This window comes from Herbaspirillum aquaticum, assembly GCF_002213425.1.
In the GTDB taxonomy this organism is placed as follows: Bacteria; Pseudomonadota; Gammaproteobacteria; order Burkholderiales; family Burkholderiaceae_D; genus Herbaspirillum; species Herbaspirillum aquaticum.
The window spans coordinates 176,034-188,635 of sequence record NZ_NJGV01000002.1 but is presented as its reverse complement, the minus strand read 5'-3'; the positions used below and the strand labels follow the sequence as shown (position 1 = coordinate 188,635).

General features: G+C 61.5%; 12 protein-coding genes. 10 read left to right on the top strand and 2 right to left on the bottom strand.

What is annotated here, in order from left to right; translation table 11 throughout:
• Positions 1 to 93: 93 nt before the first annotated feature.
• Positions 94 to 531: a surface-adhesin E family protein gene (locus CEJ45_RS03250; protein ID WP_088754024.1), complete on the top strand. Its 438-nt coding sequence runs from the start codon at positions 94 to 96 to the stop codon at positions 529 to 531.
• Positions 532 to 626: 95 nt separating this feature from the next.
• Here the strand turns inward: CEJ45_RS03250 and CEJ45_RS03245 are convergent, their stop codons facing one another.
• The gene (locus CEJ45_RS03245) at positions 627 to 1,937 is read right to left on the bottom strand and encodes a homoserine dehydrogenase (RefSeq protein ID WP_088753785.1); all 1,311 of its coding nucleotides are present in this window, start codon (positions 1,935 to 1,937) and stop codon (positions 627 to 629) included.
• Positions 1,938 to 2,009: 72 nt separating this feature from the next.
• Positions 2,010 to 3,239, bottom strand: coding sequence for a pyridoxal phosphate-dependent aminotransferase (locus CEJ45_RS03240; RefSeq protein ID WP_088753784.1), 1,230 nt, complete (start codon positions 3,237 to 3,239; stop codon positions 2,010 to 2,012).
• A 389-nt stretch (positions 3,240 to 3,628) separates the two neighbouring features.
• Between CEJ45_RS03240 and CEJ45_RS03235 the strand changes: the two genes are divergently transcribed.
• The 9 genes from CEJ45_RS03235 (at position 3,629) to CEJ45_RS03195 (ending at position 12,325) form a co-directional block, all read left to right on the top strand.
• Complete coding sequence (locus tag CEJ45_RS03235) at positions 3,629 to 4,009, top strand: Mth938-like domain-containing protein (RefSeq protein WP_034340990.1); 381 nt, start codon at positions 3,629 to 3,631, stop codon at positions 4,007 to 4,009.
• 56 nt (positions 4,010 to 4,065) lie between these two features.
• Positions 4,066 to 5,793: a glycosyltransferase family 39 protein gene (locus CEJ45_RS03230; RefSeq protein ID WP_088753783.1), complete on the top strand. Its 1,728-nt coding sequence runs from the start codon at positions 4,066 to 4,068 to the stop codon at positions 5,791 to 5,793.
• Positions 5,790 to 6,161: an EamA family transporter gene (locus CEJ45_RS03225; protein WP_088753782.1), complete on the top strand. Its 372-nt coding sequence runs from the start codon at positions 5,790 to 5,792 to the stop codon at positions 6,159 to 6,161. Before CEJ45_RS03230 ends, CEJ45_RS03225 begins: the two co-directional genes overlap by 4 nt.
• A 97-nt stretch (positions 6,162 to 6,258) precedes the next feature.
• A complete protein-coding gene (locus tag CEJ45_RS03220; protein WP_088753781.1) occupies positions 6,259 to 7,380 on the top strand; it encodes a DegT/DnrJ/EryC1/StrS family aminotransferase in 1,122 nt (373 codons plus the stop codon).
• 205 nt (positions 7,381 to 7,585) lie between these two features.
• Complete coding sequence (locus CEJ45_RS03215; RefSeq protein WP_088753780.1) at positions 7,586 to 8,542, top strand: glycosyltransferase; 957 nt, start codon at positions 7,586 to 7,588, stop codon at positions 8,540 to 8,542.
• Positions 8,539 to 9,456, top strand: a complete 918-nt coding sequence (locus CEJ45_RS03210; protein ID WP_088753779.1) for a formyltransferase — start codon at positions 8,539 to 8,541, stop codon at positions 9,454 to 9,456. The genes CEJ45_RS03215 and CEJ45_RS03210 overlap by 4 nt, the downstream gene beginning before the upstream one ends.
• A 30-nt stretch (positions 9,457 to 9,486) precedes the next feature.
• Positions 9,487 to 10,542, top strand: a complete 1,056-nt coding sequence (locus tag CEJ45_RS03205; protein ID WP_088753778.1) for a bifunctional UDP-4-keto-pentose/UDP-xylose synthase — start codon at positions 9,487 to 9,489, stop codon at positions 10,540 to 10,542.
• Between the two features lie 272 nt (positions 10,543 to 10,814).
• Positions 10,815 to 11,756 carry a polysaccharide deacetylase family protein gene (locus CEJ45_RS03200; RefSeq protein ID WP_088753777.1) on the top strand — a complete coding sequence of 314 codons (942 nt, stop codon included), beginning with the start codon at positions 10,815 to 10,817 and terminating at the stop codon, positions 11,754 to 11,756.
• A gap of 92 nt (positions 11,757 to 11,848) precedes the next feature.
• Positions 11,849 to 12,325, top strand: a complete 477-nt coding sequence (locus CEJ45_RS03195; RefSeq protein WP_088753776.1) for a peroxiredoxin — start codon at positions 11,849 to 11,851, stop codon at positions 12,323 to 12,325.
• Positions 12,326 to 12,602 lie beyond the last annotated feature (277 nt).

The following is a 12,602-nucleotide window of genomic DNA, read 5'->3' as shown; positions in this document are numbered from 1 at the left end:
GCGCCACTTCGTGCAGCCCGCCGGGATGGCGGGAATGTTTGCACGCTGGCCACATCAAAGATGGACTTCAAACTCAAAAGGATGGAAAACGGCATGAACCACAAGATCAAGACCCTGCTGGCTACGACCGGCCTGTTCGGCGCCCTGCTGGCGAGCCTGCCGGCACACGCCGAAAACTGGCAATCGCTGGGCGGTTCGGACGCCGCCGAACTGTTGGTGGACACCGACTCCATCGTCGAGGCCAACGGCATTCGCGAGGCCTGGTCGATGTGGAACTTCAAGGAAGCGCGCCCCAACAGCGGCGACAAGGATTTCCCGGCGCTGAAGTCCTACAAGGATTTGCACCAGTACAACTGCAAGGCCGGCACCATGAAGCTGGTGCGCGAGATCATCTTTGCCGACAACGATGGCAAGGGCGACAAGCGTGACCATAGTGATGCCCTGAAGGGTATGCAGTTCATTCAGCCCAAGTCGATGTCGGTGGGCGACGCCATGCTGCAGGCGGTCTGCAATTTCGAACTGAAGAAATGATCATGGGGGGGCGTTAACAACCCCTCCTCCCCGATCTAAAGAAAAACGGAGCCCGCGGGCTCCGTTTTTCGTTGATGCGATGACAGCAGGTCGGATCAGCTCAGCTCTTCCAGGCGGATCTTGGTGACCTGGCCGACCACCGTGGCCAGGGATTCGATCTTGGCAATAGCGGCCTCGATGTTCTTTTCCTGGGTCTGATGGGTCAGCATGATGATGTCGGTCTGCTGTTCGCCTTCGGCCGGCTCCTTCTGCAACATGGCGTCGATGGAGATGGTCGAGTCGGCCAGGATGCGGGTCACATCGGCCAGCACGCCGGCCTGGTCGGCCACGCGGATGCGCAGGTAGTAGCTGGTGACCACTTCGCTCATCGGCAGCACCGGGGTATCGGCCATGGCGTTGAGCTGGAACGCCAGCGAAGGCACGTGGTGTTCCGGATCGGCGGTGGCCAGGCGGGTGATGTCGACCAGGTCGGCGATCACGGCCGAGGCGGTCGGTTCGGAACCGGCGCCCTTGCCGTAGTAGAGCGCCTCGCCCACGGCGTCGCCCCGCACCACCACGGCGTTCATCGCACCCTCGACGTTGGCGATCAGGCGCGAGGCCGGGATCAGCGTCGGGTGCACGCGCAGTTCGATGCCCTTGGCCGTCTGGCGGGTGATGCCCAAGAGCTTGATGCGATAGCCCAGCTTCTCGGCATAGGTGATGTCGCTGGCCTGCAGCTTGGTGATGCCTTCCACGTGGGCCTTGTCAAACTGCACCGGGATGCCGAAGGCGATCGAGGCCATGATGGTCAGCTTGTGGGCCGCATCGACGCCTTCGATGTCGAAGGTCGGATCAGCTTCTGCATAGCCCAGGCGTTGCGCTTCTTTGAGCACCACGTCGAAGTCCAGGCCCTTGTCGCGCATCTCGGAGAGGATGAAGTTGGTGGTGCCGTTGATGATGCCGGCCACCCACTGGATGCGGTTGGCGGTCAGGCCCTCGCGCAAGGCCTTGATGATGGGGATGCCACCGGCTACGGCCGCCTCGAAGGCCACCATGACGCCCTTTTCCTGGGCTGCCTTGAAGATTTCATTGCCGTGCTTGGCGATCAGGGCCTTGTTGGCCGTGACCACATGCTTGCCGTTGGCGATGGCCTTGAGCACCAGGTCGCGGGCGATGTCATCGCCGCCGATCAGCTCCACGACGATATCGATCTCGGGATCGTTCACCACCAGGTTGCCGTCATTGACGACCTTGACTTGTCCTTGGGTCAGTTCGGTCGCGCGGGCAGTGTTGCGAGCGGCGACCATGGTAATTTCAATGCCCCGGCCTGCACGGCGCGCAATCTCTTGCTGGTTGCGCTGGAGAACATTGAAAGTACCGGAACCCACGGTGCCGATGCCGAGCAAACCTACTTTGATGGATTTCATATTGTCTTCGTGGTTGGTGAAAAATGACCGCCACGCCGCAGGCAGCGGGCGTGACGGGTACTGCAAAACGGATCAGGCCGTGCCGTGGCGGCGGCGATAGCCTTCCAGGAAGTGCGCGATGCGCCCCATGGATTCGGTCAGGTCATCGGTGTTGGGCAGGAACACCACGCGGAAGTGGTCCGGCGTGGGGCAATTGAAGCCGGTGCCCTGCACGATCAATACCTTTTCCTCGGCCAGCAGTTCGTAGGCGAATTCCTGGTCATCCTTGATCGGATAGACCTCGGGATCCAGGCGCGGGAACATATAGAGCGCCGACTTGGGCTTCACGCAAGTCACACCGGGAATATCGGTGAGCAGCTTGTGCGCCAGGTCGCGCTGCTTGGTCAGGCGGCCATTGGGCGCGACCAGGTCATTGATGCTCTGGTAGCCACCCAGCGCGGTCTGGATGGCGAATTGGCCGGGCGCATTGGCGCACAGGCGCATCGAGGCCAGCATGTTGAGGCCTTCGATGTAGTCGCGCGCATGCTTCTTCTCGCCCGAGACCACCATCCAGCCGGCACGGTAGCCGCAGGAACGATAGTTCTTGGACAGGCCGTTGAAGGTGATGAAGAGCACATCATCGGCCAGCGAGGCCAGCGAAGTGTGGGTGTTGCCGTCGTAGAGGACCTTGTCGTAGATCTCGTCGGCCAGGATGATCAGCTGGTGCTGGCGCGCCAGTTCGATGATTTCCTTCAACACCTCCACCGAATACAGCGCACCGGTCGGGTTGTTGGGGTTGATGACGACGATGGCCTTGGTATTGGGGGTGATCTTCTTCTTGATGTCGGCGATGTCGGGTTGCCAGCCTTGCTGCTCGTCGCAGACGTAATGCACCGGGGTGCCGCCGGACAGGCTCACGGCGGCCGTCCACAGCGGGTAGTCGGGCGAGGGCACCAGCACTTCGTCGCCGGTGTTGAGCAGCGCATTGACGCTCATGACGATCAGTTCGGAGGCGCCATTGCCCAGGTAGATGTCATCGATGGTCACGCCTTCGATCTTCTTTTGCTGGGTATAGTGCATGACCGACTTGCGGGGCGCGAACAGGCCCTTGGAATCGGTGTAGCCGGAGGCATTGCCCATGTTGCGGATCATGTCCTGCACGATCTCGTCGGGCGCATCGAAGCCGAAGGCGGCCAGGTTGCCGATGTTGAGCTTGATGATCTTGTGGCCCTCTTCCTCCATCTGGCGCGCCTTTTCCAGCACGGGACCCCGAATGTCGTAACACACATCTGCCAACTTCTTGGATTTCTGAATCGGTCGCACAGCTCTTCCTCTAATCGTTTCGCCACAGGCGGCATTGGCCCTGCCCGTCCTGTCCTGCTTCATCGGCCGCGGGACGCCGGACCGGAACCTTTATGCTGCGGCTCCCTCCATTACCACGCTTGCCGTCATTTTCCTGCACGGTGTTGCCTGCTGCAGTGCAATGTAAAGCACCTGCAAAGCGGCCTGCGGCGCTGCCTCTTGGGCTTGCCGGGAACCGGCCATTTTGCCCAAAGCTAAGCATTTTATCAATCAAATAGGCGTGCGCCGGGGTCGGAAACGGCTACAATGGCGCACTTTACGACCGCGTTGCTGCGATGCATGTCGGCTTGACATCATGGCCCGGCCGTTCGCCCCGCGGGGCCGCCTGCAACCCATCCTGCCCATCTGCGATGAAGCTCCATTCGACCGAAACCAAGCAATACCAGACCGTCACCGCCTATGATGAGGACGGCGTCGAGCTCAATGCCATCCGTTTCACCAACAGCCTGCTGGTGCTGCCCGAGACCGAGCCGGTACCCTGGCCGGTGGAAAGCTTCGAAGCGCTCACTCCCGAGCATTTCGCCCAGATCGATGCCACCGCGCCCGACGTGGTCATCCTGGGCACCGGCGAGCGCCAGCGCTTCGTCCATCCCAAGCTGACCACGGTGCTGACCGCGCGCCGCATCGGCGTGGAGTGCATGGACAACCAGGCCGCCTGCCGCACCTACAACATCCTCATGGCCGAAGGGCGCAAGGTCGCCCTGGCGCTGATCATTGCACCCCAGGCCTGACGCCGGCACCTGCCGCGACAAGAAACCCAAGAACACGCAACAAGGAACCGCTGTCAATGCGCGAACTGTACAAATCCAAAGCGTTCGTCTGGACGCTGCTCATTCTCTTCCTGCTGGTCTGGTTCTGGATGCTGGGCGCCCGTGTGCTGGTGCCTACCGACGAAGGCCGCTATGCCGAGATGGCGCGCGAGATGGTGGCCACGCAGGACTGGATCACCACCCGCCTCAATGGCATCAAATATTTCGAGAAACCGCCCCTGCAAACCTGGATGAATGCCATCACCTTCGAGCTGTTTGGCCTGGGTGAATGGCAGGCGCGCCTGTGGACGGGCCTGTGCGGCCTGCTGGGCATCGGCCTGGCCGCTTATACCGGCACCCGCGTCTTCAATGGCCGCGTCGGCTTCTATGCCGCGCTGGTGCTGGCCTCCAGCTTCTTCTGGGCGGGCATGGGCCACATCAATACGCTGGACATGGGGCTGTCGGGAATGATGACCATCGCCCTGTGCTCGCTGTTGATGGCACAGCGTGACGGCGCCTCGCGCGAGGGCCAGCGCAACTGGATGCTCTTGTGCTGGGCCGGCATGGCGCTGGCGGTGCTGTCCAAGGGCCTGATCGGCATCGTCCTGCCGGGCGCGGTGCTGGTGCTCTATACCGTCTTCGCACGCGACTGGGCCATCTGGAAGCGGCTGCACCTGGTCAAGGGCTTGATCCTCTTCTTCGCGATCTGTACGCCCTGGTTCGTGGCGGTGTCGCTGCGCAATCCGGAATTCCCGCAGTTCTTCTTCATCCACGAGCACTTCCAGCGCTTCACGACCAAGATTCATAGCCGTACCGGGCCGTGGTACTACTTCATCCCCATCCTGGTGCTGGGCATCATTCCCTGGCTGGGCGTATTCTTCCAGAGTCTGTGGAAAGGCACCCGCGAACAGCGCGACACGGCCGGCTACAACAGCTTGAACGGTGGCCGCTTCCAGCCCAAGCGGATGCTGCTGGTGTGGGCGGTGTTCATCTTCGTTTTCTTCAGCATCTCGGACTCCAAGCTGCCGTCCTACATCCTGCCGATCTTCCCGGCGCTGGCCCTGCTGATCGCCTGCTACCTGGAAGAAGCGGACTACAAGGCACTGGCCTGGGCCGGCTCGCTGGTGGCGCTGCCTTCGGCCGTGGCACTGGCCTTCATTCCGCGCGTGCCTTCGTTGGCCAAGGACGCCTTCTCGCTGCCCCTGGTCGAAGCGCATGTGCCCTACCTGTATGCCGCGACCCTGATCTTCTTCGTCGGCGGCATCGCCGCCATCCGCCTGGCCCGACAGCACAAGGACTGGGCGGTGACCTCGCTGGCGGCAACCGCCTTCGTGGCGGGACAGTTGCTGATGCTGGGCCATGACCCGCAAGGCCGCTACTCGGCAGGCGTGGACTATGTGCCGGCGCTGCAGGCCGAGCTCAAGCCGGAAACCCCGATCTACCTGGTCGGCCGCTATGAGCAAGCCCTGCCCTTCTACCTGCGCCGCACCATGACCCTGGTACAGCACGCCGATGAGATGGAATTCGGCCTCAAGCAAGAACCGCAGCTGTGGCTGCCGACCATCGACGCTTTCGTGGCGCAATGGGTGGCCGACAATGCAGCAGGCAAGAAGGACATCGCCATCATCGCGCCGAACATCTATCAGCAGCTGCTGGAACGCAAGCTGCCGATGCGCCTGATCGGCCAGGACCCGCGCCGCGTCATCGTGGCCAATGATCCCGCGCCCGCCGCTGCCGCTGGCGGCGAGAAGAAAGCGGCGAAATGAACCTGACGACCTTTGGCTTCATCTTCGCCGGCATCTGCCTCAACGCCGTTGCACAACTGCTGCTCAAGGCCGGCACCAATGCCGTCGGCGCGATCCACCTGACGGCCGACAACTGGTTTTCCACCGGGATCAAGCTGGCTACCCAGCTGCCCATCATTGGCGGACTCTCCTGCTACGTGATCTCGGTGGGCGTGTGGATCATCGGCCTGTCGCGCGTGGATGTGACCATCGCCTACCCCTTGCTGTCGCTGGGCTACATCATCAACGCCATCGGCGCGTGGTATTTCCTGGGCGAGGCGATCTCGCTGCAGCGCCTGCTGGCCATCGGCGTGATCATCGTCGGCGTTGTCTTGCTGACCAGAAGCTGATTTACAATAGCGAGTTGCCTTGCGCCCGCCGCGCCGGCGCTTGCCGCGCACGTTCGCTGGCGCCCCTCCCCTGAACCTAGCCTGACCGGATTCCACCATGAGCCTGCCCTTCCTGCCGTTTGCCAAACCCACCATCGATGAAGCCACCATCACCGCTGTCGGCGAGGTGCTGCGTTCGGGCTGGATCACCAGCGGCCCCAAGGTGCAGGCGTTCGAAAAGGCCTTGTCGGACTACCTGGGCGGGCGCATCGTGCGCACCTTCAATTCCGGCACCTGCACCATGGAGATCGCGCTGCGCATCGCCGGCATCGGCGCGGGCGATGAAGTCATCACCACCCCGATCTCCTGGGTCGCCACCGCCAACGTCATCCTGGAAACCGGCGCCACGCCGGTTTTCGCCGACATCGACCCGGTGACCCGCAACATCGACCTGGACCGCCTGGAAGCGGCCATCACCCCGCGCACCAAAGCCATCATCCCGGTCTACCTGGCCGGCCTGCCGCTGGACATGGACCGCCTCTACGCCATCGCCGCCAAGCACAAGCTGCGCGTGGTGGAAGATGCCGCCCAGGCCCTGGGATCGACCTGGAACGGCAAGCGCATCGGCGCGTTTGGCGATTTCGTCTCCTTCAGCCTGCAAGCCAACAAGAACATCACCAGCTCCGAAGGCGGGTTCCTGGTGCTCAACAATGCCGAGGAAGCCCGCCTGGCCGAGAAATACCGCCTGCAAGGCGTCACCCGCAGCGGCTTCGACGGCCTGGAGGTGGACGTGCTGGGCGGCAAGTTCAACATGACCGACGTGGCTGCTGCCATCGGCCTGGGCCAGTTTGCCCATATCGATGCCGTCACCGCCCATCGCAAGGAACTGGCGCGCCACTATTTCGCCTGTTTCGGCAGCGATTTCGAAGCCAGCTTCGGCGCCCAGCTGCCGGTGGCAGATTTCGAAAATTCCAACTGGCACATGTTCCAGCTGGTCCTGCCCGAGCGCATCACCCGCGCCGCCTTCATGGAAAAAATGATGGAAAAGCAGGTCGGTATCGGCTACCACTACCCGGCCATTCATTTGCTGAAGCTCTATCGTGAACGCGGCTTCAAGGAAGGCATGTTCCCGGTGGCCGAACGCGTCGGCCAGCGCATCGTCTCGCTGCCCATGTTCAATGCCATGAGTAAAGATGACGTTGAGCGTTCGGTTAAAACGGTAAAATCGGTGCTTGGTTGATTTTTGCGGATCATGCAAGGAAATTGACCAAAAAATTCGGCATAATTCGATTTATTTGCAATTTCGCAAGTTCACAGCAGCACATTTTCCTGGCCTGAACGCCGCGACGAAGCTGATCGCGGCGCATCGGGCCTTTGATTTATGGCAGCCGATGCAAATCCATGCGTGTCGGCGCCGCGTAATTCCAGCATTTTTTTGATATTTGATGAAACCAGAACTGTCCGTCGTCATCCCGGTTTACAACGAGGAATCCGGGCTCTCCAAATTGTTCGAGCGCCTCTACCCGGCGCTGGACGCCTTGGGCTACAGCTATGAAGTCATCTTCGTCAACGATGGCAGCCGCGACCGTTCGGCCGGCATCCTGGCCGAGCAATACCGCCTGCGTCCCGATGTGACGCGAGTGGTCCTGTTCAACGGCAATTACGGCCAGCACATGGCGATCATGGCCGGCTTCGAAGCGACCCGTGGCGACGTCGTCGTGACCCTGGACGCCGACCTGCAGAACCCGCCGGAAGAAATCGGCAACCTGGTGGCCAAGATGCGCGAGGGCTACGACTATGTCGGCTCGATTCGCCGCAAGCGCCAGGATTCGGCATGGCGGACCTATGCCTCCAAGGCCATGAACCGCCTGCGCGAAAAGATCACCCGCATCAAGATGACCGACCAGGGCAACATGTTGCGGGCCTATGGCCGCAATGTCATCGACCTGGTCAACCGCTGCAGCGAGGTCAATACCTTCGTGCCGGCGCTGGCCTACACCTTCTCGCGCAATCCGACCGAGATCGTGGTGGAACATGAAGAACGTTCGGCCGGGGAATCAAAGTATTCCTTCTACAGCCTGATCCGCCTGAACTTCGACCTGGTGACCGGCTTCTCGCTGGTGCCGCTGCAGTTCTTCTCGCTCCTGGGCATCGGACTGTCGTTCGCGTCGGCGGCGCTGTTCATCCTCATCGTGGTGCGCCGCCTGCTGATCGGCGCCGAAGTGGGCGGCGTCTTTACCCTCTTTGCGATCACCTTCTTCCTGATGGGCGTGATCCTGTTCTCCATTGGCCTGCTGGGCGAATACATCGGCCGCATCTACATGCAGGTGCGGGCACGCCCGCGCTACGTGGTGCAGGCCATCCTTGAGAAATCCTCTTCAGAAGACAAGCAAGCCTTATGAACGCCGTCGTCTTTGCCTACCATGATGTAGGCGTACGCTGCCTGAAAGTCCTGCTGGCCCGTGGCGTGCAGGTGTCGCTGGTGGTGACCCATGAGGACAGCGCCACCGAGAACATCTGGTTTGGCTCCGTGGCCGGCCTGTGCCGCGAACACGGCATCGCCTGCATCACCCCCGCCGACCCGCGTTCGCCGCAATTGCTGGCGCAGCTGCAGGCCTTGCAGCCGGACTTCATCTTCAGCTTCTACTATCGTCATATGCTGCCGGTGGAAGTGCTGGCCTGCGCCCGCCGCGGCGCCTACAACATGCACGGTTCGCTGCTGCCCAAGTACCGCGGCCGCGTGCCCATCAACTGGGCGGTACTGCATGGCGAAACCGAAACCGGCGCCACCCTGCATGAGATGACCGTCAAGCCGGATGCCGGCGCCATCGTGGCGCAGACGTCGGTGCCCATCCTTCCCGACGACACCGCCCATGAAGTCTTCGGCAAGGTGGTGGTGGCGGCCGAAATGACGCTCTGGAACGTGCTGCCGGCGATGCTGGCGGGCCAGACACCGAACCTGCCCAACGACCTGTCGCAAGGCAGTTATTTCAGTGGCCGCAAGCCTGAAGATGGGCGCATCGACTGGCGCCGCACCGCCGGCGAGGTGCATAACCTGGTGCGCGCGGTGGCTCCGCCCTATCCCGGCGCCTTCGAGGAAATCGCGGGTGATAAAATTACGGTCACGAGAACCCGGCTGGTTCCGCCAGCGGCCCACCCTGCCCTGCAGCGGGCCCATGGTACGCAAGACAAGTTCTTCGAAGGCGGCAAGTTGTACGCCCGTTGTGGCGATGGCAACTTCCTGCAGATCCTGGGGATCCAGATCAATGATCAGGATGCTTCCCTCAACAATTATCTGAAATACATGGCCTCCTGAAATCCGGGCCATTCACTAGCTCTCAACATTATGAAAAAAGTCCTCATTCTCGGCGTCAACGGCTTCATCGGCCACCACCTGTCCAAGCGCATCCTGGAAACCACGGACTGGCACGTCTACGGCATGGACATGATGACCGACCGCATCACCGACATTCTGGAAAACGAGGCTTACAAGTCGCGCATGCACTTCTTCGAGGGCGATATCACCATCAACCAGGAGTGGGTGGAATATCACGTCAAGAAGTGTGACGTGATCCTGCCGCTGGTGGCCATTGCCACCCCGTCGACCTACGTGAACGCCCCGCTGCGCGTGTTCGAGCTGGACTTCGAAGCCAACCTGCCGATCGTGCGTTCGGCTGCCAAGTACAAGAAGCACCTGGTCTTCCCCTCGACCTCGGAAGTCTATGGCATGTGCCATGACGAGGAATTCGATCCGGAAGAATCCGAACTGATCTGCGGCCCGATCAACAAGCCGCGCTGGATCTACTCCTGTGCCAAGCAGCTGATGGACCGCGTCATCTGGGGCTACGGCATGGAAGCCGGCCTGAACTTCACCCTGTTCCGTCCGTTCAACTGGATCGGTGCCGGCCTGGACTCGATCCACACCCCGAAGGAAGGTTCCTCGCGCGTGGTGACCCAGTTCTTCGGCCACATCGTCCGTGGCGAGAACATCTCCCTGGTCGACGGCGGCCAGCAGAAGCGTGCCTTCACCTACATCGATGACGGCATCGACGCCCTGATGAAGATCATCGCCAACGAAGGCGGCGTGGCCACAGGCAAGATCTACAACATCGGCAACCCGGTGAACAATTATTCCATCAAGGACCTGGCCGACATGATGCTCAAGCTGGCTGCCGAGTACCCGGAATACGCCGACTCCGCCAAGCAGGTGCAACTGGTGGAAACCACCTCCGCCGCCTACTACGGCAAGGGTTACCAGGACGTGCAGAACCGCGTGCCGAAGATCACCAACACCTGCGAAGAACTGAACTGGGCGCCCAAGACCACCATGGCCGACACCCTGCGCAACATCTTCGACGCCTACCGCAGCCAGGTGGCCGAGGCCCGTGCACTGATGGACTGACCGGTCGCTGATCGCTGCTCTCCTGCAAACCGCGCCTCGGCGCGGTTTTGCTTTTTCCGGCTGCCTTGCGCCTGGATTGAGGCGAAACAGGCCGTCGCCATGACACTGGATTGCCCCGCATGCTGCGCTGCTGCATATTGTTCTATCCGGCGCAGGATGCTAGTCTCGCAACTTGTCATCGGCGGCCGCAGTCCAATGCCCGGCGCACGCCCCCGACAGCAAGCAAGAACACGGCGGACCACCGCCCATCACCCTCTTTCCGGTCCAGCGAATTGCCCAAACTCACACTCAAGATCGACGCCGACACCTACCGCGGCACCCGCGTGGGCGTCCCCAACCTGATCAACCAGCTGCGCCGCCACCGCGCCGGCGCCACCTTCCTGTTTTCGCTCGGCCCCGACCACACCGGCTGGGCCTTGAAGCAGATCTTCCGTCCGGGCTTCTTCAGCAAGGTCTCGCGTACCTCCGTGGTGGAACACTACGGCCTCAAAACCCTGATGTACGGCACCCTGCTGCCAGCACCGGACATCGGCAAGACTTGCGCCGAATTCATGCGCGCAGCCAGGGACGCCGGTTTCGAATGCGGCATCCATACCTGGGACCACCGTGTCTGGCAGGATGACGTCCGCACTGCCGACGCCCAATGGACGGTAGAGACCATGCACAAGTCGCATGCCCGCTACCGCGAGATCTTCGGTGAAGCGCCGCGCACGCACGGGGCCGCAGGCTGGCAGATGAACGATCACGCGTTCGTCCAGCTGGACCAGTTCGGCATGGCCTATAGCTCGGACGGCCGCTCGCAGCTACGCGAAGACGGCCGCCTGGCCGATGCCGATGCCGGTCCGCATCGCCTGGCGGCGTTCGGCAAGCCGCTGTCCTGCGTGCAGCTGCCGACCACCCTGCCCACCCTGGATGAAATCCTGGGCCGCGAGATCGGCGGCAAGATGATCGATGCCGGCAATGCCGCTGAATTCTTGCTTCAGCTGACCAAGCAACCGCGTGACCATGTGTTTACCCTGCACGCGGAACTTGAAGGACAGAAACTCGGCCCCATTTTCGAACAATTGCTCAGCGGCTGGCGCACCCAAGGCTATGAACTGGTCTCCATGGGCGACTACTACCAGAGCATCAAGAATGACGTCCTGCCCATCCTGCCGATCGCCTGGGGCGAGTTGCCGGGCCGGTCGGGCGAGATGATCGTGCAGGCCATGTAGGCTGCACCAGGGCTTGACCATGGCTTTACCAGGGCCGCAGCAGCCGGCCCGCCAACCATCCACCAACAAGACTTCACCTACGGGGCGCCACTTTGACAGACCGACCATCCCTCCTGAACAAGACCGTGCCGGACTTTTCGGCCGCCATGACCAGTGGCAAGACCTTCAACCTGGCCGACTATCGCGGCAAGAACCTGGTCCTGTACTTCTACCCCAAGGACAACACGCCCGGCTGTACCACCGAGGGCATGCAGTTCCGCGACCTGCATCCGCAGTTCCAGGCCGCCAATACCGAAATCTTCGGTATCAGCCGCGACAGCCTGAAGTCCCATGAAAACTTCAAGGGCAAGCTGGGCATGCCGTTCGAGTTGATCTCCGACCCCGATGAAACCCTGTGCACCATGTTCGATGTCATGAAGATGAAAAACATGTATGGCAAGCAAGTACGCGGCGTGGAGCGCAGCACGTTTGTGATTGACGGCGCAGGCAAAGTGGTGAAAGAATGGCGTGGAGTGAAGGTTCCTGCACACGTGGATGAGGTGCTGGCCTTCATCAATACCCTGGCCTGAATGACGTTCGATCACTGAGACAGGCTGTCAGGTTGCTGCAGCGCAATGGCCTACCAGGCTGCTGTGCAAGGTACCCGGCAGCAGCGATCGGTTCAGGCCGCGGCGCCGGTACCTGGCAAGTCCCTGCGACGCGTTCCAACCATGCGGTCAAACGATACAAGCCATTGAATTCAAACAGAAAAACGTTTGCTGGAAGCCGTTTCAGGTTAAGGCCCGTGGCCTGCCGAAACGGCTTTTTTACTTTTTACTTTGCCACCCCTGCCGTCCAGGCCAATCA